This window comes from Pseudomonas sp. CCI4.2 (assembly GCF_034350045.1).
Lineage (GTDB): Bacteria > Pseudomonadota > Gammaproteobacteria > Pseudomonadales > Pseudomonadaceae > Aquipseudomonas.
This window is the reverse complement of sequence record NZ_CP133781.1, coordinates 4,653,876-4,677,159: the sequence shown is the minus strand read 5'-3', so window position 1 is coordinate 4,677,159 and position 23,284 is coordinate 4,653,876. Positions and strand designations below refer to the sequence as shown.

At 55.7% G+C, this 23,284-nt stretch carries 19 protein-coding genes; 9 read left to right on the top strand and 10 right to left on the bottom strand.

The window, feature by feature from the left end:
• The 5 genes from odhB to brnQ all read left to right on the top strand — a co-directional run bounded on the left by odhB (position 1) and on the right by brnQ (position 6,675).
• Positions 1-1,218 carry a 2-oxoglutarate dehydrogenase complex dihydrolipoyllysine-residue succinyltransferase gene (gene odhB, locus RHM65_RS21090; protein WP_322169245.1) on the top strand — a complete coding sequence of 406 codons (1,218 nt, stop codon included), beginning with the start codon at positions 1-3 and terminating at the stop codon, positions 1,216-1,218.
• Positions 1,219-1,387: 169 nt separating this feature from the next.
• Positions 1,388-2,824, top strand: coding sequence for a dihydrolipoyl dehydrogenase (lpdA, locus tag RHM65_RS21085; RefSeq protein ID WP_322169247.1), 1,437 nt, complete (start codon positions 1,388-1,390; stop codon positions 2,822-2,824).
• Between the two features lie 212 nt (positions 2,825-3,036).
• Positions 3,037-4,203 (top strand): ADP-forming succinate--CoA ligase subunit beta, encoded by a 1,167-nt coding sequence (sucC, locus tag RHM65_RS21080; protein ID WP_297837759.1) that lies wholly within the window; start codon positions 3,037-3,039, stop codon positions 4,201-4,203.
• Positions 4,203-5,084 (top strand): succinate--CoA ligase subunit alpha, encoded by an 882-nt coding sequence (gene sucD, locus RHM65_RS21075; RefSeq protein ID WP_322169250.1) that lies wholly within the window; start codon positions 4,203-4,205, stop codon positions 5,082-5,084. Before sucC ends, sucD begins: the two co-directional genes overlap by 1 nt.
• A gap of 277 nt (positions 5,085-5,361) precedes the next feature.
• Entirely contained in the window at positions 5,362-6,675 is a 1,314-nt protein-coding gene (gene brnQ / locus RHM65_RS21070) for a branched-chain amino acid transport system II carrier protein (protein ID WP_322169253.1), read from the top strand.
• Positions 6,676-6,725: 50 nt separating this feature from the next.
• Here the strand turns inward: brnQ and RHM65_RS21065 are convergent, their stop codons facing one another.
• On the bottom strand, positions 6,726-6,983 hold the full coding sequence (locus tag RHM65_RS21065; RefSeq protein ID WP_322169257.1) for a hypothetical protein: 258 nt from the start codon (positions 6,981-6,983) through the stop codon (positions 6,726-6,728).
• 151 nt (positions 6,984-7,134) lie between these two features.
• On the opposite strand from RHM65_RS21065, the gene RHM65_RS21060 reads away from it, so the two are divergent.
• The 4 genes from RHM65_RS21060 to RHM65_RS21045 all read left to right on the top strand — a co-directional run bounded on the left by RHM65_RS21060 (position 7,135) and on the right by RHM65_RS21045 (position 10,847).
• Complete coding sequence (locus RHM65_RS21060) at positions 7,135-7,611, top strand: PaaI family thioesterase (RefSeq protein WP_322169260.1); 477 nt, start codon at positions 7,135-7,137, stop codon at positions 7,609-7,611.
• Positions 7,608-8,051, top strand: a complete 444-nt coding sequence (locus RHM65_RS21055; RefSeq protein WP_322169263.1) for a PaaI family thioesterase — start codon at positions 7,608-7,610, stop codon at positions 8,049-8,051. The genes RHM65_RS21060 and RHM65_RS21055 overlap by 4 nt, the downstream gene beginning before the upstream one ends.
• A 103-nt stretch (positions 8,052-8,154) precedes the next feature.
• Positions 8,155-10,059 (top strand): molecular chaperone HtpG, encoded by a 1,905-nt coding sequence (gene htpG / locus RHM65_RS21050; protein ID WP_322169265.1) that lies wholly within the window; start codon positions 8,155-8,157, stop codon positions 10,057-10,059.
• A 59-nt stretch (positions 10,060-10,118) separates the two neighbouring features.
• Positions 10,119-10,847 (top strand): dienelactone hydrolase family protein, encoded by a 729-nt coding sequence (locus RHM65_RS21045; protein WP_322169268.1) that lies wholly within the window; start codon positions 10,119-10,121, stop codon positions 10,845-10,847.
• 473 nt (positions 10,848-11,320) lie between these two features.
• On the opposite strand, the gene RHM65_RS21040 is transcribed toward RHM65_RS21045, so the two are convergent.
• From RHM65_RS21040 to RHM65_RS21000, 9 genes are all read right to left on the bottom strand, one after another.
• Positions 11,321-11,830 (bottom strand): hypothetical protein, encoded by a 510-nt coding sequence (locus tag RHM65_RS21040; protein WP_322183963.1) that lies wholly within the window; start codon positions 11,828-11,830, stop codon positions 11,321-11,323.
• A gap of 83 nt (positions 11,831-11,913) precedes the next feature.
• Positions 11,914-13,074 (bottom strand): DUF2515 family protein, encoded by a 1,161-nt coding sequence (locus RHM65_RS21035; RefSeq protein ID WP_322169273.1) that lies wholly within the window; start codon positions 13,072-13,074, stop codon positions 11,914-11,916.
• 309 nt (positions 13,075-13,383) lie between these two features.
• Positions 13,384-14,238, bottom strand: a complete 855-nt coding sequence (locus RHM65_RS21030; protein WP_416194769.1) for a pirin family protein — start codon at positions 14,236-14,238, stop codon at positions 13,384-13,386.
• 19 nt (positions 14,239-14,257) lie between these two features.
• The gene (locus tag RHM65_RS21025) at positions 14,258-14,677 is read right to left on the bottom strand and encodes an OsmC family protein (protein ID WP_322169277.1); all 420 of its coding nucleotides are present in this window, start codon (positions 14,675-14,677) and stop codon (positions 14,258-14,260) included.
• Positions 14,674-17,715: an EAL domain-containing protein gene (locus RHM65_RS21020; protein ID WP_322169280.1), complete on the bottom strand. Its 3,042-nt coding sequence runs from the start codon at positions 17,713-17,715 to the stop codon at positions 14,674-14,676. The genes RHM65_RS21025 and RHM65_RS21020 overlap by 4 nt, the downstream gene beginning before the upstream one ends.
• A complete protein-coding gene (locus RHM65_RS21015; protein WP_322169284.1) occupies positions 17,703-18,914 on the bottom strand; it encodes a substrate-binding domain-containing protein in 1,212 nt (403 codons plus the stop codon). Before RHM65_RS21015 ends, RHM65_RS21020 begins: the two co-directional genes overlap by 13 nt.
• A 273-nt stretch (positions 18,915-19,187) precedes the next feature.
• The gene (gene fabB, locus RHM65_RS21010) at positions 19,188-20,408 is read right to left on the bottom strand and encodes a beta-ketoacyl-ACP synthase I (RefSeq protein ID WP_322169286.1); all 1,221 of its coding nucleotides are present in this window, start codon (positions 20,406-20,408) and stop codon (positions 19,188-19,190) included.
• Positions 20,409-20,418: 10 nt separating this feature from the next.
• Complete coding sequence (gene fabA, locus RHM65_RS21005) at positions 20,419-20,934, bottom strand: 3-hydroxyacyl-[acyl-carrier-protein] dehydratase FabA (RefSeq protein WP_322169289.1); 516 nt, start codon at positions 20,932-20,934, stop codon at positions 20,419-20,421.
• Positions 20,935-21,157: 223 nt separating this feature from the next.
• Positions 21,158-23,080 carry a response regulator gene (locus tag RHM65_RS21000; RefSeq protein ID WP_322169292.1) on the bottom strand — a complete coding sequence of 641 codons (1,923 nt, stop codon included), beginning with the start codon at positions 23,078-23,080 and terminating at the stop codon, positions 21,158-21,160.
• Between the last annotated feature and the right edge of the window lie 204 nt (positions 23,081-23,284).

Genomic DNA, 23,284 nt, shown 5'->3' with positions numbered 1-23,284 from the left:
ATGGCTATCGAAATCAAAGCCCCCACTTTCCCGGAATCGGTTGCCGACGGTACCGTTGCTACCTGGCACAAAAAGCCTGGGGATGCCGTCAAGCGTGACGATCTGATCGTCGACATCGAAACCGACAAGGTGGTGCTTGAAGTTCTGGCTACCGCTGACGGCGTGATGGGCTCCATCGTTAAAAACGAAGGCGACACCGTTCTCTCCGATGAATTGCTGGGCACGCTTGAAGCGGTTGGCGCCGCTGTTGCTGCCGCTGCTGCACCGGCTCAGGCCGCTTCTGCTCCTGCAGCAGCGCCTACCGCTGGCGATGAAGATGCAATTGCTGCACCTGCCGCGCGCAAGCTGGCTGAAGAAAATGGCATCAATCTGGCCAGCGTTAAAGGCACCGGTAAAGACGGTCGCGTTACCAAGGAAGACGTTGTTGCTGCTGTAGACGCGAAGAAATCCGCGCCTGCCGCTGCTCCTGCACCGGTTAAAGCGGCTGCGGCCGCGCCTGTTTTTGCCGCCGGTGATCGCGTTGAAAAACGTGTTCCGATGACCCGCCTGCGTGCCAAGGTTGCCGAGCGTCTGGTTGAAGCTCAGTCGAACATGGCGATGCTGACCACGTTCAACGAAGTCAACATGAAGCCGATCATGGAGCTGCGTTCGAAGTACAAGGACCTGTTTGAGAAGTCCCACAACGGCGTACGCCTGGGCTTCATGTCGTTCTTCGTGAAAGCGGCCACCGAAGCGCTGAAACGCTACCCGGCGGTCAATGCTTCCATCGACGGCACCGACATCGTCTACCACGGCTATTCAGACGTCGGCGTTGCCGTGTCGAGTGATCGCGGTTTGGTGGTTCCGGTTCTGCGTAACGCTGAGCTGATGAGCCTGGCTGAAATCGAAGGCGGCATTGCTGCTTTCGGCAAAAAAGCCAAAGACGGCAAGCTGACCATGGATGACATGACCGGCGGTTCCTTCACCATCTCCAACGGTGGTACCTTCGGTTCGCTGTTGTCCACGCCAATCGTTAACCCGCCACAAGCGGCTATCCTGGGCATGCACAAAATCCAGGAACGTCCAATGGCGGTCAAAGGCGAAGTCGTGATCTTGCCAATGATGTACCTGGCACTCTCGTACGATCACCGTTTGATCGACGGCAAAGAAGCAGTGACCTTCCTGGTGACCATCAAAGACTTGCTGGAAGATCCCGCTCGCCTGCTGCTGGATATCTAACGGGAATCGCTATAAGTTTCTAGCGTCAAGCTGCAAGTAAAAGCAGCCTGCGTTGTGGCTTGTAGCGCGGACACCTAAATGAACAGGTCGCAAGCTCGTCTGTAATTTATCGCAGACCAGCTTGCGGCGTGTAGCTTGAAAGCTTGCAGCTAAAGAGGAACTCTTTTTTATGTCCCAGAAATTTGACGTAGTAGTGATTGGCGCGGGCCCTGGTGGCTATGTTGCTGCTATCAAGGCTGCGCAACTTGGTCTTAAGACGGCTTGCATCGAAAAGTATCAGGACAAAGAGGGCAAGCTGGCCCTCGGCGGCACGTGCCTGAACGTTGGTTGCATTCCATCCAAGGCGCTGCTGGACAGCTCCTGGAAGTTCTACGAAGCTAAAAACGGCTTCAAAATCCACGGTATTTCGACGTCTGAAGTCACCATGGATGTGGCTGCAATGATCGGCCGCAAAGCTACCATCGTCAAAGGCCTGACCGGCGGCGTAGCCAGCCTGTTCAAAGCCAATGGCGTGACTTCCCTGCAAGGTCACGGCAAGTTGCTGGCCGGCAAGAAAGTTGAATTGACCAAGCCTGATGGCACGGTTGAAGTGATCGAAGCGGACCACGTGATTCTGGCTTCTGGCTCACGTCCGATCGACATTCCGCCGGCTCCGGTTGATAACAACGTGATCGTCGATTCGACGGGCGCTCTTGAATTCCAGCAAGTTCCAAAACGTCTTGGCGTGATTGGCGCTGGTGTGATTGGCCTGGAATTGGGTTCGGTCTGGGCACGTCTTGGCGCACAGGTTACGGTTCTGGAAGCACTGGAAAAATTCATTCCAGCCGCTGATGAAGCTGTCTCCAAAGAAGCGTTGAAGACCTTCACCAAGCAAGGTCTGGACATCAAACTCGGTGCTCGCGTGACCGGCTCGAAGGTCAACGGCGAAGAAGTCGTTGTGACCTACACTGATTCGACCGGCGAGCAAACCATCACGTTTGACCGTTTGATCGTTTCCGTGGGCCGTCGTCCGGTGACCACCGAATTGCTGGCTTCCGACAGTGGCGTGAACCTTGACGAACGTGGTTTCATCTTCGTCAACGATCAGTGCGAAACCAGCGTTCCAGGCGTTTACGCCATTGGTGACGTGGTTCGTGGTCTGATGCTGGCGCACAAAGCCTCGGAAGAGGGCATCATGGTTGTCGAGCGCATCAAGGGTCACAAAACCCAGATGAACTACGACCTGATTCCATCGGTTATCTACACTCACCCTGAAATTGCATGGGTGGGTAAAACCGAACAGACCTTGAAGGCTGAAGGCGTTGAAGTTAATGTCGGCGTCTTCCCGTTCGCTGCCAGTGGCCGTGCCATGGCTGCCAACGACACCGGTGGTTTCGTCAAAGTTATCGCTGACGCCAAGACTGACCGCGTTTTGGGCGTTCACGTTATTGGTCCAGGCGCTGCCGAGCTGGTACAGCAAGGCGCAATCGGTATGGAATTCGGTACCAGTGCCGAAGATATCGGGATGATGGTTTTCTCTCACCCGACCCTGTCCGAAGCTCTACACGAAGCCGCATTGGCTGTGAATGGCCACGCCATCCACATCCAGAATAAGAAAAAACGTTAAAAAGGAAACCACGGCGGACTGCCCGTCGTGGGTCTTGCGAGCAAGACTCACCGCGGAATGTCCGCTGGACCAGACCTCATAAGGCGAATTCAGGAACGTTCAGAACTCATGTTCGGCACATTCCTGAGGTCACCTGGAGTCAGTCACAGGTGGTGCGCCACTTTTATAAGTGCGGCACCGAATGCGCAGTACTAACGAAGACGGTAATAAGCATGAATCTCCACGAGTATCAGGGTAAGCAGCTGTTCGCTGAATACGGCCTGCCAGTATCCAAAGGCTACGCTGTAGACACCCCGGAAGCTGCAGCAGAAGCTTGCGACAAAATTGGCGGTACCGAATGGGTCGTCAAAGCACAGGTTCACGCTGGCGGTCGCGGTAAAGCGGGCGGCGTTAAGCTGGTTCGCAGCAAAGAAGACGCAGCAGCATTCGCTCAACAGTGGTTGGGCAAGCGTCTTGTGACTTACCAGACCGATGCAAATGGTCAGCCAGTCACCAAAATCCTGGTCGAGTCCTGCACCGACATCGCTAAAGAGCTTTACCTTGGCGCTGTAGTGGATCGTTCGAGCCGTCGTATCGTGTTCATGGCTTCCACCGAAGGTGGCGTGGACATCGAGAAAATCGCTCACGACACACCAGAGAAGATCCTCAAAGCCACGATCGATCCACTGGTTGGCGCTCAGCCATTCCAAGGTCGCGAGTTGGCTTTCCAGTTGGGTCTGGAAGGTAAGCAAGTTACTCAGTTCGCGAAAATTTTCGTTGGCCTGGCGAAACTGTTCAAGGATCACGACCTGGCTTTGCTGGAAGTGAATCCATTGGTCATCAAAGCTGACGGCGATCTGCACTGCCTTGATGCCAAACTGAACATCGACGCTAACGCGATGTACCGTCAGCCTAAGCTGAAAACTTTCCACGATCCGTCGCAAGACGATCCGCGTGAAGCGCACGCTGCCAAGTTCGAACTGAACTACGTAGCGCTGGAAGGCAACATCGGTTGCATGGTCAACGGTGCTGGCTTGGCCATGGGTACCATGGACATCGTCAATCTGCATGGCGGCAAACCAGCGAACTTCCTCGACGTGGGCGGTGGTGCTACCAAAGAACGCGTTACTGAAGCGTTCAAAATCATTCTGTCAGACACTAACGTCGCGGCAGTATTGGTTAACATCTTCGGCGGCATCGTTCGCTGCGACATGATTGCCGAAGGCATCATCGGTGCAGTGAAAGAAGTTGGCGTGAAAATCCCGGTTGTTGTGCGCCTTGAAGGTAACAACGCTGAACTGGGCGCTAAAGTACTGGCAGAAAGCGGCTTGAACATCATCGCTGCTACCAGCTTGACCGACGCTGCTCAACAAGTTGTCAAAGCTGCGGAGGGCAAATAATGAGCGTCCTGATCAATAAAGACACAAAAGTTATCTGCCAGGGTATTACCGGTTCGCAAGGTAGTTTCCACACCCAGCAAGCCATTGAGTACGGCACCAAGATGGTCGGTGGTGTCACTCCGGGCAAAGGCGGCACTGAGCACCTGGGTCTACCAGTGTTCAACACCGTGAAAGACGCTGTGGCACAAACTGGCGCAACCGCCAGCGTGATCTACGTTCCAGCTCCTTTTTGCAAGGATTCCATCCTTGAAGCGGCGTTCGGTGGCATCAAGCTGATCGTGTGCATCACCGAAGGCATTCCTACCCTGGACATGCTGGATGCCAAGGTCAAGTGCGACGAACTGGGCGTGATTCTGATTGGGCCTAACTGCCCAGGCGTGATCACTCCGGGTGAATGCAAGATCGGCATCATGCCAGGTCACATTCACTTGCCAGGTAAAGTCGGTATCGTGTCGCGTTCTGGCACTCTGACTTACGAAGCTGTGAAGCAGACGACTGACGCCGGTTTCGGCCAGTCGACCTGTGTTGGCATCGGCGGTGACCCGATCCCAGGCTCGAACTTCATCGACATCCTGAAACTGTTCCAGGAAGACCCGAAGACTGAAGCGATCGTCATGATCGGTGAAATTGGCGGTTCGGCTGAAGAAGAAGCGGCTGCCTACATCAAGGCACACGTGACCAAGCCGGTTGTTTCCTACATCGCTGGTGTGACTGCCCCTGCGGGCAAGCGCATGGGCCATGCTGGCGCAATCATCTCCGGCGGCAAAGGTACTGCAGACGAGAAATTCGCTGCACTGGAAGACGCTGGCGTTAAAACCGTGCGTTCTCTGGCAGACATCGGCAAGGCTTTGGCTGAGCTGACCGGTTGGGCTGTCAAGTAAGCTTCTGCTGAACTGACGCAACAACCAGCAAAGGCCACCTTCGGGTGGCCTTTGTGCGTTTTAGGTTTTGATAATTGTGGGTGACGCAGATCTACGGGTTTGAGCACCGTATCGAAATTCGCGTAATTCGTTGGCCACGCTATTAATGTTATCCGTATGCGACGCTTGCTGTCGTAAATGGGACTATTTGCCCCTTAATGGTGCGACGGACACGCTAATTCGTTAGGCTAGTCGCCGCTTTGTATCGCCCCGATCCAGCAATGTGGTATTCCCCGTAATGAAAGTGTTGAAAGGTCAGGACATCCTGGCACTCGGTTTTATGACCTTTGCTCTGTTTGTTGGGGCTGGCAATATCATCTTCCCACCCATCGTCGGACTTCAGGCCGGACCACACGTTTGGCTGGCGGCGCTGGGTTTTCTGATTACGGCGGTGGGCCTTCCGGTTATTACCGTAGTTGCGCTGGCTAAAGTAGGCGGCGCGATGGATGCGTTGAGCAGTCCAATCGGCAAAGTTGCGGGCGGGATTCTCGCCGCAGTCTGCTACTTGGCGGTAGGCCCACTGTTCGCCACGCCACGGACAGCCAGTGTGTCGTTCGAAGTCGGCCTTGCGCCACTGACCGGGGACGGTCCGTTGGCGTTGTTCCTGTACAGCTTGGTGTACTTCATCGTGGTATTTTGGGTTTCGCTGTATCCGGGTCGACTGCTTGACACGGTTGGCCGGTTTCTTGCGCCGATGAAGATCTTTGCGCTGGCCGTGTTGGGCATCGCGGCGTTTGCTTTGCCGGCAGGGGACGTCGGTGTCGCGGAGCCGGCCTACGTGGCGGCGCCTTTTTCTCAAGGTTTTATCAACGGCTACCTGACCATGGACACCCTGGGCGCGTTGGTATTCGGCATTGTCATCGTCAATGCCATTCGTTCGCGCGGGGTCACTTCACCGCAGTTGATCACTCGCTACGCCATTATTGCCGGTCTGATTGCCGGGGTGGGGCTGGCGCTGGTCTACGTCAGTTTGTTTCGCCTAGGCTCGGGCAGTCACGCGATTGCTGCGGGGGCGGGCAACGGCGCGGTGGTGCTGCACGCCTATGTGCAGCACACCTTTGGTTCGTTGGGCAGCGGTTTCCTTGCGGTACTGATTTCATTAGCGTGCTTGGTCACCGCCGTCGGTCTGACCTGCGCGTGCGCCGAATATTTCAGCGCAGTACTGCCGTTATCTTATAAAACCCTGGTGCTGATGCTGGCGGTTTTTTCGTTGTTGATATCGAACCTGGGCCTGACTAAATTAATACACTTCTCAGTCCCGGTGCTGACCGCGATCTACCCGCCGTGCATCGTGCTGGTGGCCCTGAGCTTCTGCAAAGACTTCTGGTATTCACAGCGTTTGATTGTCGCGCCGGTGATGCTGGTGTCTCTGCTGTTTGGCATTATCGATGCCCTTAAAGTCGCCGGGCTAGCGGACGGATTACCGAGCCAACTGGCGCATTTGCCGTTGAGTGAGCAGGGCCTGGCATGGCTGGTGCCAACGGTGATTACGTTGATCGGTGCATTCGTCTGCGACCGCCTGCTGGGTAAGCGCCGCGAAGCGCTGGCCTAACGAATAAAGCCCGCTGGTGGCGGGCTTCATGATCCTGAGAGCGGCTCAGTTTATTTGGTGGTGGTAGGCGCCGGCGCCTGAGAGTTAGCTTCTTTAGTCCGCTCTTGAGCGGCTTCGGCATTTTTCTGAGCGGCCTGTTGACTTTCTTTGGCGGCGTCATTGACCTTGTCTTGGGCCTTGCTCATCGAATCCTGGGATTCCTGAGCTGCTTTGTTGGCTTCTTGCTGTTTGTTCTCGCTGGATTTATCGCAAGCGGCCAAAGCGACGGTGGCAGTGAGCATGAGGGCAAAAGCTAAAGATTTACGCATGGGGTTTTTCTCCTTATTGAACATATCTACTGGCCTTTCGAGCGTGGCTCGGTAAATTAAGTTCAACATTTCCTATAGAAATCTATAGGTTGCCGTGTCAACCGCTTTGCGCTGCGGCTATGCTGGGTCCACTAAAACAAGAGATCAACGGATGAGCGAAAATGCGATTTTCGATAGCGCAGTGCGTTTCGTTTCGGTGCTCAGGCATTGTCAGGTGCTGGGGCTGCGCGTTCACAGCGCGAACGCCGATGGTATGACCCTGATCCTTCCTTACAGCTTGAGTATTGTCGGAAACCCTGAAACCGGGGTCATCCATGGCGGTGCGTTAACCTCGTTGATGGACAGCACCTGTGGAATAGCCATCCTGTGCGTATTGCCTGAGTTTGAGGTCTGCCCAACCCTCGACCTGCGTATCGATTACATGCATTCGGCCGAACCCAATAAAGACGTTTATGGATTTGCTCAATGTTATCGGGTCACCAGCGATGTCATTTTTACCCGTGGGTTTGCCTATCAAGATGACCCACAGCAACCCATTGCTCATGTGGTCGGGACGTTCATGCGCATGGGTAAAGGCATCAAAGGCGACAGCCGCCTGAGCGGACCGATACGGGGCTCAGCGCTATGACCATCGACTTCAAGGCACAGGTTCGTCAGGCGCATCAACAAAACAGTTATGAAGCGTTATTCGAGCTGATTCCTTATGCCCGTCTGATCGGCATCGAATGCACCCGGCAGGACGGCGCCTTGATTTTTCGTCTGCCGGCCAACAGCGACAACATTGGCAATCCTTTGCTGCCGGCCATTCATGGGGGTGTAATCGCCGGGTTCATGGAGCTGGCAGCGGCCATGCACTTGCTGATCGCTACTGACTCGGGAGCTGTGCCGAAAATCATCGATTTTTCGGTGGACTACCTGCGTGCCGGACACGTTCGCGATACCTACGCGCAGTGTCAGGTCTGGCGTCAGGGGCGGCGGGTGGCAAACGTTGCTGTTACCGCCTGGCAAACCCTTTCCGCCGAACCGATTGCCACTGCGCGGGCGCATTTCAAAATCGAAGAATCGTAGATCACACAACTCAAGCCCTTGAAATCTCTGACCCAGCCCCCACTTTGATGACATCCCGCCGCTGTGTATGCGGCTTGTACCATCTGATTGGAGTTTGACGACCATGAGTGTGGAAACTCAAAAGGAAACCCTGGGCTTCCAGACCGAGGTGAAGCAACTGCTGCACCTCATGATCCATTCGCTGTATTCCAACAAGGAAATTTTCCTTCGCGAATTGATCTCGAACGCCTCTGACGCTGTTGATAAATTGCGCTTCGAAGCCTTGTCCAAGCCGGACCTGCTCGAAGGCGGCGCTGAGCTGAAAATCCGTGTGAGCTTCGACAAGGACGCGAAAACCGTCACCCTCGAAGACAACGGTATCGGCATGAGCCGCGAAGACGCGATCACTCACTTGGGCACCATTGCCAAGTCGGGTACTGCGGACTTCATGAAGAATTTGTCCGGTGATCAGAAAAAAGATTCGCACCTCATCGGCCAGTTCGGTGTGGGCTTCTACTCAGCATTCATCGTCGCCGACAAGGTTGAAGTGTTCAGCCGTCGTGCTGGCGTTCCTGCTAGCGAAGGCGTGCATTGGTCCTCAAAAGGCGAGGGCGAATTTGAAATCGCTACCGTCGAAAAGGCTGATCGTGGTACGCGCATCGTTTTGCACCTGAAAAGCGCTGAAGATGAATTCGCAGACGGCTACCGTCTGCGCAACATCATCAAGAAATATTCTGACCACATCGCGTTGCCCATTGAGCTGCCAAAAGAACAGGCCGCTGCCGAAGGTGAAGCCACGCCTGAAGTGGAGTGGGAAACCGTTAACCGCGCCAGTGCGCTATGGACCCGTCCTCGGACCGAGGTGAAGGACGAGGAATACCAGGAGTTTTACAAGCACATAGCCCATGACTTCGAAAACCCGCTGAGCTGGAGCCATAACAAGGTTGAAGGCAAGCTGGAATACAGCTCGTTGCTCTATGTGCCAGCCCGTGCTCCGTTCGATCTTTATCAGCGTGAAGCACCTCGCGGTCTGAAACTGTACGTGCAGCGCGTTTTCGTGATGGATCAAGCTGAGTCGTTCCTGCCGCTGTACCTGCGCTTCATCAAGGGCGTGGTCGATTCCAATGACCTTTCGTTGAACGTGTCGCGGGAAATTCTGCAGAAAGACCCGATCATCGATTCGATGAAATCGGCGCTGACCAAGCGTGTCTTGGACATGCTGGAAAAACTGGCGAAAAACGAGCCTGATCAATACAAAGGCTTCTGGAAAAACTTCGGCCAGGTCATGAAGGAAGGCCCGGCAGAAGATTTCGCCAACAAGGAAAAAATCGCCGGCTTGCTGCGTTTCGCATCGACCCACGAAGACGGTGGCGAACAAGTCGTCGCACTGACCGAGTACTTGGCCCGCGCCAAGGAAGGTCAGGACAAGATCTATTACCTGACCGGCGAAACCTACGCTCAGGTTAAAAACAGCCCGCATCTGGAAGTCTTCCGCAAGAAAGGCATTGAAGTGCTGCTGTTGACTGACCGCATCGACGAATGGTTGATGAGCTACCTCAGCGATTTCGACGGCAAAGGGTTTGTCGACGTCGCGCGTGGTGACTTGGATCTTGGCAAATTGGACTCCGAAGAGGACAAGAAAGCCCAAGAAGAAGTCGCCAAGGATAAAGAAGGTCTGATCGAGCGTCTGAAAGCCGCGCTGGGCGAGGCTGTCAGCGAAGTGCGGGTTTCCCACCGTTTGACCGACTCCCCGGCGATTCTGGCCATCGGCGAACAAGATCTGGGCCTGCAAATGCGCCAGATCCTTGAAGCCAGCGGTCAGAAGGTTCCGGATTCCAAGCCTATCTTCGAGTTCAACCCGGCCCACCCGCTGATTGCCAAGCTCGATGCAGAGCAAAGCGAAGAGCGATTCGGTGACCTGTCACACATCCTGTTTGACCAAGCGGCGTTGGCCGCAGGCGATAGCCTGAAAGACCCGGCTGCTTATGTGCGTCGACTGAACAAGCTACTGGTAGAGTTGTCAGTTTAAACACCAGCAAAAAACCCGCTTCGGCGGGTTTTTTTTATAGTTTTTTTCGAGGGCTGCAAATGAGCAACGTTATCGTTCGTTCCGTGGTTTACCAAATTGATGGCCAATCCTACGAAAGCCGTCTGGTGTTTGATTCCAGCGATGCTTCCTCACGCCCAGGCCTGGTAATGGCGCCAAACTGGATGGGCGTTAGCGAAGGTGCGCAGATGATTGCACAGTCGGTTGCTGAGCAAGGTTATGTGGTGTTGCTCGCTGATCTTTATGGGCAGGGGGTTCGTCCACAGAACGGCGATGAAGCAGGCGCCGCCATGATGCCGTTGAAGAATGACCGGGCGTTAGTGCGCAAGCGCATGCAAGCGGCGCTCGATGCGCTTAAATCGCAGACAGATGCCCCGGTAGATACCCGCAAGTTGGCGACCTTTGGTTTCTGCTTCGGTGGTTGCTGCTCCCTGGAACTGGCCCGTAGCGGCGCGGATCTGAAAGCCACCGTCACGTTCCACGGAACGTTGGATACGCCTGATCCAGCTGATGCCAACAACATCAAAGGCTCGGTATTGGTCCTGCACGGCGCGTCCGACCCCCTGGTCGCGAAGGACCAACTGCCAGCGTTCGAAGAAGAAATGAATGCCGCAGGCGTGGATTGGCAATTGCTGAGCTACGGCGGCGCGGTGCATTCATTCACTGACCCCCACGCCAACGTGCCGGGCAAGATGATGTACGACGCTAAAACCGCCAAGCGCGCGTTTGTTTCAATGCATAACTTGCTGGATGAAGTGTTCAAGGGCTAACGCTTCAGATCCTTCTGTAGGCGAAGGTCCTTCGGGCTGTTCGCAGCCTCCGGCAGTTCCTACAGAAGTGTGTGCAGCGCCAAATCTGTGGGACCGAATTTATTCGGGAAGGCCACGATGCGATACATCAGACAAACCGCGCCGCCTTTAGCTGTCTGTAGGAGCCAACTTGAACTGGCAAGAGGGCCTGACGCGGTTTGCAGGACCTACCGCTTCGCCAACAAGTTGGCTCCACAGATCGTCGAAGAGTGCTTCCAGCCCGGAGCCACAATTGCCAGTGTTGCCCTGCGCAATAATTTGAACGCCAATCTGGTCCACAAGTGGATTTGCGCCACCACACCCCAACCGCCCACAACCACCGTGGTGCCCGCGTTCTTGCCCCTGAAACTCAGCGTGCTTCTTCGGGGTGTTTGCGGTCCTTTACGCGGTGCACGCTTAACAGGGCCTGATATTTTAGGCCCAACGACGCCGAGTCACGGGTAAGGCGTCCAAGGTTTGGACACACTCAGGATAATTTTATAACGCTCTTCTTCGGGGTGTTTACGGTCTTTAAAGCGATGCATTGTTAGCGTGGCCTGATATTTATCTCCGGCATACCAAAAAGTTGCTCTACCGTTGGGCGCGTCGCGCAAATGAGCGCGCCATTGCGGCGTATCAGCAAAGGGCGGGAATTTTTTTTGTTTTTTATCCATCCAGCCACCCCGACGCCATTGTTCTTGTAAATCTAGAACAACCTTCAGTGCGTCATCGAGTAACAAGGGTTCGATCTGCGGAGAAATGCGAACGTCCTCAATGATGTTGCCTCTGAATCCCATAGTGAAATGAGTGCCTATGGGAGTGATAAACCCATATTGCGGGTCGACGAACCGTAAGCGTGCGTTGGACTCTGCCCCGCCCCACGATATGCCACCGTCTGGGTAAGGTGGACTAAAGCGGGCTGATGACTGTTGTCGCATGTGCTCGTAAGTTCCACCGATCTCCATGACGATCTCTCGTTCATACCACGACCGGGCGACATCGGCGCCCCATACCGCTAGCAGTGCCCAGCAGAACCAATATCGCCGTTTCATCGGACACCCGATCCTTCGGCGATATCTTTTATTGACTGCTCCAGCAGATGTCGATTTTCGTCGCCCAACATCTCGTGGAAACGCGCCGCTGCTTGCATCACGAAGGCTATGCGCTGCTTGTAAATTGATAAGTCTGCAAACGGGTTGCTGCTGAATTCGAGGGTGCGTCCATCCTCGATTGGCTGGCATTGGCTCGCCAGGGTCAGCTCAATCGCTTGAGCCACCCCCGAAGGAAAACCGGTCACATAGGAGGCATGGTTGCCGCGAAGTAGCAGTTTAAGTTGTGGGTCTTGGTAGATGGTCGGTTGCAGGATATTGAGTTGCTCATGTTTCGCCAATTGCCTCACGCTCTCGGCAATATCTCCCCCCTCTATCGCCTCGAAGGCCTGCAGGATTTCTGCATACAGCCCCCCGAACTCGAGCTTCTCCTTCTCCACCGGCCACAACACCGGAAACTTCGGATGACCATAAATACCCGCCCGCTCTTTAAGACAGGTCCTTAACTCTTCAATGCCACGCTTTTTGTAAAACGCATGCAACGGGAAGATATCCAGAAACAAGGTGGTGTTGCCCAGCGCCATCATTTCGTAGACGTGCTGGAACTGTTGCTGCATCAAGGATGAGGGTTCCGGGCCCAAAGCAAGGTCGCTTAGAGGAACGGGATTATTGCTGCGGGCGGTTTGGTAATCATCCAGCGCCTGCTGATCCGTATCTTTGAAAATATGAGCCCCGAGGAAACCGGGATTCGATGCCGCATTGGAGTCGATCAAGCGCTGCCTGGCGTCGCGTTCAGCTTGAATGACGTCAGTCATATCGGCAGCATGCAACAACCCGCAACCGACTTGCTTGGAGGCAAAGGCTGCCAGGCCGGCCCACTGAAAGCGGTTGTCGTGCAACCACAACCGGGCATAGGCGGCATTGATCACGCGATTGCGTTCGATGGGGTCGGCGATCAGGACGCCGCCGGGGGCGACGATTTCTTCGGCTTCGCGCTGGAAGACTCGCCAGATTCCCGAGCAAGTCAAAAACGGCACGTCAACAACGTCCTGCATGACCCCGTACAACTCGATCCTGTGCGTCTCGCACTCTTCGATCGGTTTGGTGGGTTGGTTCAACAGCTGCGTGTCGCATTCGTGGTCTTTGAAACACTGGGTCATGGCGCTGGCTCCTGGCTAGAATTTCGCCACCCTACCAGCCACAAAACCGAAGTAAAATATCGCCGAAAAAATGGAGAGACGCCCTACAAGCCAAGCTGTACAACCTTACAAGAACCTCGGAAAAAGCTTACAACTCTCACCCCCGCTAACACCGAAACCCCATACTGGTTCACCGATCTGTAGGAGCGCGCTTGCTCGCGATGGAGCGCGAAGCGGTCCCAATCGGCTGACTCGGTTTCAACTGAAAGAACCGGGTCGCTGATGTCACGACTGCTGCGCAGCCGATCGCGGGCAAGCTGCTCACAGAGGCTATTTCGGCAATTCGATCCTGTCGAACTCACCCGGCACCGTCGGCCAATCTCCTGCCGCCCAGCGAGCGCGGGCTTGATCGATCAATGCGAGGTCGCTGGCGACGAAGTTCCAGTTCATGCGCCGTGGTCCGTCCAATACGGCGCCGCCTATCAGTACGGCGTGGCATTCACTGCCGGCGCTTAGGGTCAGCGCTTCGCCCATCGGCAGCACCACCAGCGTTCGCGGCTCCATTTGCTCGCCATCCAATAGCGCTTCACCCGACAGCACGTACAGCGCCCGCTCTTCGTGTTCTGCGGGAATCAACAGCGTGGTGGCGGTTTGCAGGTTGATTTCGGCATACAGCGTCGGCGACAGCACTGGCACCGGCGATACCAGGCAAAACCCGCTGCCAGCGATCATGCGAATGCGGATGCCCATAGTGTCGCTCACGGGGAGGGTGTGCGCCGGGTGATGGCTGTAATGCCCCGCGCCTTGCTCACGTTCTTTCGGCGAAGCCAGCCACACCTGCAAACCGTGCATGCGTGACCCCCGAATACGCAGATCATCCGGGGTACGCTCGATGTGAGAAACGGCGCTGCCGGCGGTCATCCAGCTCACTTCACCCGGTTGAACCCGTTGATCGCTGCCCAGGCTGTCTTTGTGCAACAACTCGCCCTCAAACAGGTAGGTGAGGGTCGATAAGCCGATGTGTGGGTGCTGACGAATATTCATGCCGCTACCGGCCGGGTAATCGGTTTCCAGCATGTGATCAAAAAACACGAACGGTCCGACGCTGCGGCATCTGGCGGACGGCAGTGGGCGCAGAATCGGCTGACCCTCAACGTCTTCGGCGCGAGGCTTAATTACGATCATGAGCGTCACCTCGTCGAGGCTACTGACTGAATGCACCTTCAGCCAGATGGGTTTCAATCGTGACTTCAGTGCGGGTCATCAGCTTGTGTACCGGACAGCGATCAGCGATGCGATGAAGCAAGGTGCGTTGCTCGTCACTCAGGGCACCCAGCAGCGTCAGTTGAACACTGATGGCGTATTTACCTTCCCGTTCCAGGCTGCCGTCGTGGTTGACTTCAACGGTTACCCCGGTGAGTGGGATGTCATGTTGTTTGGCGTAGAGTTTGACTGTCAGGGCCTTGCACGCGCCCAGCGCGACGTCGAAATAGTCATGGGGGTCAGGTGCCGAACCTTCGCCGCCTGCTGAAACCGGCAGGTCGGTAAACAGCGGGTGTTTTTCATCGACTTCAATCGTGTGGCGGTATCCAGTGCTGGACAGGGTATTGATGGTGACGCTCATGAAATACCTCGTGGGCGGCTAACGCGGGTTTCGGCGCTATATCCGTGGAGTGGGAACAGCTGCTCGATTTCCCGCGCAAAAACGGGTTTGCTGAACAAGTACCCTTGCATTTCATCACAACCGTTGTCACGTAGGAACGCCTTCTGTGCTTCGGTTTCGACACCCTCGGCGATGACCTTCAGATTCAGCTTATGGCCCAGTGATATGACCGCAGTGGCGATGGCTTTGTCATTTTCGTTTTCGGGAAGGTCCCGAATGAACGATTGATCGATCTTCAAGCGCACGATAGGAAAGCTTTTCAGCGCTGCGAGGCTTGAATAACCCGTGCCGAAATCATCAATAGAAAGCCTGATCCCCATCGCCTGCAATTCTTCCATCTTGCTGATGGCTTGCTGAAGGTCTTGCATGATCAAGCTTTCAGTCAGTTCCAGTTCCAGGTACATCGGCTCCAGACCGCTTTCCTTCAGCGCATGCTCGACGCGTCGGATCAAATCCCGCTCGATGAATTGGCGGGCGGAGATATTGACCGACATGGTAATAGGCGGCAGGCCAGCGTCTTGCCAAGCTTTGGTCTGACGGCACGCGCTGTGAATGACCCAGTCGCCAATCGGTACGATCAAACCAGTCTCTTCAGCCTGCGAGATGAACTTGATCGGAGAAACCAGACCCAGTTCTGGATGCTGCCAACGGATCAAAGCCTCCACACCGATAATCTCGCCGGTGTGCAGGTCCAGTTGAGGCTGATAGAGCAACAGGAATTCATCGTTCTCAATGGCATTACGCAGCCCGTCTTGCAGGGCGAGCTTGCCTTGGTGCTTGGTGTTCATCTCATCGGTGTAAAACTGGTAACCGTTACGGCCCATCTCTTTGGAGCGGTACATGGCGGCGTCAGCGTTTCTTAGCAGCGTGTCGGTATCAATGCCATCGGCTGGGTAGGTCGCCAGGCCCATGCTGCAAGTGACGTGAAGCGTGTGCCCACTGAGATGAATCGGTTGCAGGATGGATTCCTGGATATTCTGCAGGACCGACGTGATGTCCTCGGCGTCCGAAGGTTGGTCGAACAGGATAATGACGAATTCGTCGCCGCCCAACCGAACAACTGTATCGGTGCGCCTTACAGACTTGACCATTCGGTTAGCAACGGTTTTCAACAGTTCATCGCCAGCGCTGTGGCCCAGGCTATCGTTCACCAGTTTGAATTTGTCCAAGTCGATAAATGCCACTGTGACCAAACGGGCGAAACGCTGGGCATAAATAATGGCTTGTTTGAGTCGATCTTCTAGCAACAGACGGTTGGGCAGTCCGGTCAACGCATCATGGTCGCCCATGTAGCGGATACGATTTTCCGTGTGTTTGCGTTCGATGGCGATGCCCGCCAGTTGCGTTGCCCCGTCGAGCAGTTGGATCTCGGTTGTCGTCGGGCTGCGCTCTGTCAGCGAGTACAAGGCAAACGTGCCAAGGACTTCTCGCTCTCGGGAAAAAATCGGTGTCGACCAGCACGACCGAATGCCATGGGTGGTGGCCAGTTCACGATAGTCGGCCCACAAAGGGTCCTGCTCAATGTCCGAGACAATGACTGATTCGCGTCGATACACGGCAGTGCCACAAGATCCACCACAGGGACCGATGGCGACGCCATTGATCGCTTGACAATAATCATCCGGCAAGCTGGGTGCTGCGCCGTGTTGCAGGTGCTCGCCATCTTCGTCCAGCAGCAGAATGGACACCATCATTCCCTCCAGCTGGGATTCAGTCACCCGAGCCAAGGTGTCCAGGACGGCCTCCAGCTCGGTGCTGGTCGCAATCAGCTCCAGCACATGGCTTTGTCCGGTACGGGTAACAACTTCTTGTTGCAGCTGAGTGTTTTGCAGCGCGAGTCGCTCTTGGGCTGCGCTGAGTTGTGCGGTGCGGCTTTCCAATTGCTGACGGTCGCTTAGAAACTGACTCACCGCACCCGCCATGGCACCGATTTCGTCTTGCTCATGCAGGTCCAGGGTGTGTTGCTCTTGGTCGATCCGGCCCTGACGTAGTTGGCGGCTGATTTCATTCAACCGCACCAAGACCCGACGGCCCATGAATACGCGCGCCACAAACCCGGCAATCAACAGACTTCCCGCCAGGATGATCAAGATCCAGCGTTGGCTACGGGTGGATGCATCGACCAGTTGCTCCACGGCGACGCGATACTCTTGGGTAAATACCCCGGATTGCACCCGTGCGGCATGCACCAATGCGCGAGCCTGATTTTGCAGTTCATCGTGGAAACGCTGCAGGGTCTGATGCTGATTGATCAACTTCAGACGCAAAGAGAACAGGTCGTGTGCGCTAGCATCAATAGCGCCCGATGGCTGCGCGCTCAGGGCGATCAGATCCTCGCGGACGATTGCAGGCAGCGAGCCTGCGGTCTTACCTTTTTCAATAAACGAGGTCCGCAACGATTGCACAGCATCTGGATCATTCGCTGACGGCAGGCTATAGAGCAGCACCGCAAGTTCGAGGCTACTGGCGGTGTGGCTTCGCTTAAGCGCTGCTGTTCGGTCGTTGAGCGCCAGATCAAAAGCGACTTCACTCTGCAGCGCGCCTTCCCGCAGTTGCGCAACGACGTTGGCGGTGTTGCGAAACAGCTGGCTCGACTGGTGCAAATCGAGCACGGCGAGCCCGTCGTTAGTGTCGTTAGTGTCGGTCAGTTGCAGCATTGAGTAGTCGACGGCTTCGAGCCGCTCGATCATCGTTAAATAGGTCGAACGAAGGGTCTCAAACGAGGTAGTGGTCAGCAACTGGTCGGTCTGGCGCTCGATCAATAACGTGTTTTGCAGCATGTCCTGCCCAGCCTGCATGTGCATCAGCCGCTCTTGGGTCAATTGACGGGTGGCATTGTTCGCACTGCGCAAGGCATAGACCGCCGTGGCCCCACCGGCCGCGATCAGCAACGCCAATGCCAGCAGTGCGAGGGTGAACTGCGCGCGCAGCGATTGCGGTGCCAATCGCTGATAAGCCGCGGAAAGTCGAAGCGTCGGTGCCACCGTCAGGGATTCCATATTTTGCGGTACCTGTCCCTGTAACCATTGTCGGGGTCATATCGAAATTGCTTGCCGCCGTCTGCGCCTGCGTTGTCGGCGTTGACCAAATGGATCGGCGCCACGAAACCGCTGACGGCTTGACCGGCAATCAGCCGATTCAATTCATCCATTACCTGCCAGCCCTGTTGATTCAGGGGCTCGGCGACGGTGGCGGTTTGATAGGTATTGGCCTGGATGCGGAGAAAGGCGGATGCGCTACCGTCCCCGGCCGAAATCAAACTGAGGTCGTTGGCTGGGATCCCGGCAGTGGTGAGGGTGGCAATGGCGTAGTCGAAATAGAGGTCGTTGATTGCCAAGGTATACGTCCAGCGTTTGCCATATCGCAGCATTAATTGCTGGGTAATGGCGGGCATACGGTCGTTGCTGTCCGACAGCGCAACGTCACGCACTTCCAGCAACGTGCAGTTTTTGCAGGCGCGAATAACGTCCTCCATAGCCTTGGCTTTGGCCATCGCGATGCTGAAATGACTGTCCGTCAGGATCACCACGCCTGCGTGTCCATCGGATTGCGCCACTGCCGCGAGGGCCGCGAGCTGGGCGACTTCAATCGGTGCGCTGGTGACGTTCATCGCTAAGGACGTGCCGGCGATGGGGCCGGGTTGCGGCCCTGTGTGCCAGCCCACAATAGGAGTGCCTGCGCGGGCAATCGCGGCCAAGGCCAGTTTGTTTTCAACGGCGTCTGAACCACACAACACCAAGCCGTCGGGCTTGCTCGCCAGTGCATCAGCCAGCGCCTTGGCGCGCCCGGTCGAGATGCCGGCACCGTCGAATACCCTTAACGTCCAACCCATGGCAACCGCCGCTTCGCGTGCGCCTTGAGCAACGCCGATTATCCCGCCGTTACGCAGGTCTTCGGCCACCAGTGCAATGACCTTGCCTTTAGGTGCCTGCGGCCCTGTTTCGGGGCCGTTCCAGCGCACGGCTTCCCGGGTCGCTCTTGCAACAGTCTGTTTGGCTTGGGTGACAAAGGCGCGGGAGTCTTCAGCATTCACGTTGGCAGGGAGGGGGGACAAATCCTGGGCAAGGACCGGACCTGAAGATAGAAAGAAAACGGTAGAAATTAAAAATATCTTAGGCACGCTTGATCGCGTTAGACGACCCAAGCGTTTACGGCGCATGACGTGGGCGATCGGATCGCCATGATTAGTTTCTTCCATGACATCCCTTTTCGATGAAAAGCCAGTGCCACGGGTATCCGCGAGGACACACCAGTGTCTGTCATCAGGCCCCCGGAGGGACAGAGTGCAGGCGCTTCGTTCCTTATTGCGTAGCTACACTTCCCTTAGAAAAAGGGCAGGGGCCATAGGGGTCGAAAGCCTTTTACATCCTTTACCACAATTCATTCTTTTACAAGATGGCCTTTTGCAAGTACGCGACAGCCGGTTAAAAAAAAGGCACCCGAGGGTGCCGTTTTTTCACTGCAGGGGGAATTACTTACCCTGCCAGCGTTTCAGTACCAGCGTGGCATTGGTGCCACCGAAACCGAAGCTGTTGCTCATCACCTGGTCGATCTTGGCGTTCTCGCGAGTCTTGGTCAGGATCGGCATGTCAGCGACAACCGGGTCCAACTCGTCGATGTTAGCGGAACCGGCAATGAAGTTGCCTTCCATCATCAACAGGCAGTAGATCGCTTCGTGCACACCAGCGGCACCCAAAGAGTGACCGGACAAGCTTTTGGTCGAGCTGATCACGGGTGCGTTGGTACCGAAGACTTCACGCACGCCTTCCATTTCTTTCGCATCGCCCACCGGCGTCGAAGTGCCGTGGGTATTGATGTAATCAATCGGCCCTTCAATGGTAGACATTGCCATCTGCATGCAGCGGATGGCACCTTCACCGCTGGGTGCGACCATGTCGTAGCCGTCGGACGTAGCGCCATAGCCGACGATCTCGGCGTAAATCTTGGCGCCGCGGGCCAGAGCATGTTCCAGCTCTTCAACCACGACCATACCGCCACCGCCGGCAATGACGAAACCGTCACGCTTGGCGTCGTACGCACGGGAGGCTTTCTCCGGTGTCTCGTTGTACTGGGTAGACAACGCGCCCATGGCGTCGAACAGGAACGATTGGCTCCAATGTTCTTCTTCACCGCCGCCGGCAAAAACGATGTCTTGCTTGCCCATCTGAATCTGTTCCATGGCGGTACCAATGCAGTGAGCACTGGTCGCACAAGCGGACGAGATGGAATAGTTCAGACCTTTGATTTTGAACGGGGTCGCCAGACAAGCGGAAACGGTGCTGCCCATGGTCCGCGTAACGCGGTAGGGACCGACGCGCTTGACGCCTTTTTCGCGCATGATGTCCAGCGCTTCCATCTGGTTCAGAGTCGACGCACCGCCGCTGCCTGCAACCAGGCCAGTGCGCGGGTTGGAGACTTGATCGTCGCTCAGGCCTGAGTCGGCGATGGCGTCTTTCATGGCCAAATAAGCGTAAGCCGCTGCATGGCCGACGAAGCGATAGATCTTTCGATCGATCAATTCTTCGAGGTTGAGGTCAATGGAGCCCGAAACCTGACTGCGTAGACCCATTTCGGCATATTCCGGATTAAAACGGATGCCAGGGCGGCTTGCACGCAAGCTAGCGGAAACGGTGTCTTTGTCATTGCCCAAGCAGGAAACAATGCCCAGACCAGTGATAACGACGCGGCGCATGCGGATACCCTTAAAAGTTGTCAGTGGAAGTGAACAGGCCGACACGGAGGCTTTCGGCGCTGTAAATTTCGCGGCCATCGACGCTAACGGTACCGTCGGCAATCGCCAGGACCAGTTTGCCGCGCATGGTGCGTTTGATTTGGATGTTGTAAGTGATTTTTTTCGCGGTAGGTAACACCTGACCGAAAAACTTGACTTCGCCTGAGCCTAGGGCGCGACCACGGCCAGGATTTCCCTGCCAACCGAGGTAGAAGCCGACCAGTTGCCACATGGCATCAAGGCCCAGGCAGCCTGGCATTACGGGGTCGCCTTCGAAGTGACAGGCAAAAAACCACAGGTCGGGATTGATATCCAACTCGGCGACCAATTCACCTTTACCGTACTTGCCGCCCTCGGCGCTGATATGGGTGATGCGATCTACCATCAACATGTTCGGGGCGGGCAGTTGCGCGTTACCTGGGCCGAACAACTCGCCACGACTGCAGCGCAGCAGATCTTCCCGGGTATAGGCGTTTTGTTGGGTCATGCGAGCTCCTCAATAATCTTGTGCGGCAGGTGGGGGCGTAACGTGCCCCACATAACAAGTCCTGGCCGGATGACGCGCCAGATCTCAGCCGTCAGCCTACTCATAGACTATTGCGTTGTAATGAAAGTCACAGCACAAGCGGAATGAAAGCACACTTGTGCACTGAAATCATAATCCAACAGCTTTTAGTCGCTGATTTGGCGAACAAGACTGCCGTAATTTATCATTTATCGCCAGTCGCAGATGCTGGAAAGGGTAGCCAATGCTGAAGAATATGCTGTAGATCAGCTCGTTTGAACGGCTTGGCCAGATAATCATTCATCCCTGCCTGTAAACAAATCTCGCGGTCACCGTGCAGCGCATTGGCGGTCAAGGCAATGATCGGCACATTGGCGCGCTCCGGTAATAGCCGGATCTGTCGCGTGGCTTCGTACCCGTCGATTACAGGCAGTCGGCAATCCATCAAAATCACCGCAAAATCATTTGCTTCAGCCATTCTGACTGCCTGCGCACCGTCATTAGCCACGCTGATCCTGAAGCCCAGACTGCGCAGCATGGCCTCGATCACCGTCTGGTTCACGGGGTTGTCTTCCACCAGCAGTACCTGTTGGTTATGACCGTCGTCATTGCCAATGAAGGCCGGAGGGATTTTTTCTGCTTTCTGGTGCCGATACAACGTCAGAGGAATCTCCAGGGTGAAGACCGACCCCATGCCTTCTTCACTCTTCGCGCGCAAGGTCCCGCCCATGCGCTCGGCCAGTGTTCGAGCGATCGGCAGACCCAATCCGGTGCCACCGTAGCGCCGGGAAATAGAACTGTCCGCTTGCTGGAACGCGTTAAACATCAATTCAAGGCGCTCAGCGGAAATACCGATGCCGCTGTCGCGCACGATGCAGGTAAACCAGATCAATTCATGGTCCAGTGGCTGCCATTGGGTTTCCACTTGAACGCTGCCCAGCTCGGTGAACTTCATCGCGTTACCAATCAAGTTCACCAAAATCTGGCGAATGCGCGTCGGATCACCCAACACTTCCAGCGCATCGAGGCCCGGCGGGGAGATTAATTCCAGGGAGAGACCGCGTTGCTGCGCGTTGTGATGGAACGCTTGAGCTGAGGTGCTGATCAACTCTGCCAAGTTGAACGGGATGTGCTCCAGCTCAAGGGCGTCACGCTCGATACGCGAGAAGTCGAGAATGTCGTTGATGACCCGCAGCAGGTGCTCGGTTGACTCGGTGGCCAACGCCGAATATTCGGCCTGTTCCTCAGTCATCCGAGTGGTTTCCATCAACTGCAACATCCCCAATACGCCATTCATGGGGGTGCGCAGCTCATGGCTCATCATCGCCAGAAAATCGGATTTGGCGCTGTTGGCGCGCTCGGCCTCTTCCCGGGTCTGGATCAACTGCGCAATGGCCCGCTGCTGTTCGCCGCTGGCCTCCTCAAGGCCGAAAGCTAAATGGTTGATATGGCGCGCCAAGTCGCCCAGCTCGCTGTCATCGGGTACTGGCAACGGCGTGCTGTAGTCGCCTTGTTGAATGGCTTTGACCGCCTCCACCATGTCACTGATTGGCTGCGACAGGCTCAGCGCCAAACGCCGGGCCAAAATATAGGTGAACAGCAGGGCGAAGAGAGCGAGGATGGCCGCTTTGAGCAGAATTTCTTGCTGGCGCTCGCTGAACGCGTCGTTGGACATGCCCACCAATACCCGGCCGATATAATCCTCGGGGTGGGATCGAGGTGTCGAGCCGCGTTGGGAGTCTGCCTCCAAGCGGATACTTTGCAAGCGGATGGGCGCCTGAAACATTTCCACCTGGGTTGGCCGCGCACCGGTCAGGTCCGGTTGCTCCACGTACACCAACACATGATTGGTGTTGTCCTGAACTTCCACGAAGCGCACATGGGGCGTCGCCAAGGTCGCGCGCATTAAGCCTTCGAGGACTTCGTAATTACCGACGATGACGCCGTATTCCGAAGCCGGAGCCAATTGGTTGGCGATGAGTTGGCCGGTGTAATTCAACTCTTGGCGTAAATCCTGAATGCGCACGAAGGTGAAAAAACTGATCAACAGCAGGGTCAGCAGCAGCGCTGGACCCAAACTGATGATTTGCGTGCGGGTATTGATGCCCCAACTGTTTCGGAAAGTCATTGGCCTGACTTCTCTTGCCGGCTGCTCTGCATCGGCTGGTGTGTCCCGTAGAGGGCCAGCATTGCCGGGAGATCCCTGTCATCGACACACAAATTTTCAGCCCCTTGATGAAAAACATCCGTTGCGCATGTTAACCGACGTGGCGGTAAATTCCATGCAACTTGCTGCGCATTGATCAGGCTCAATTGAACAGTCGTCAGGACT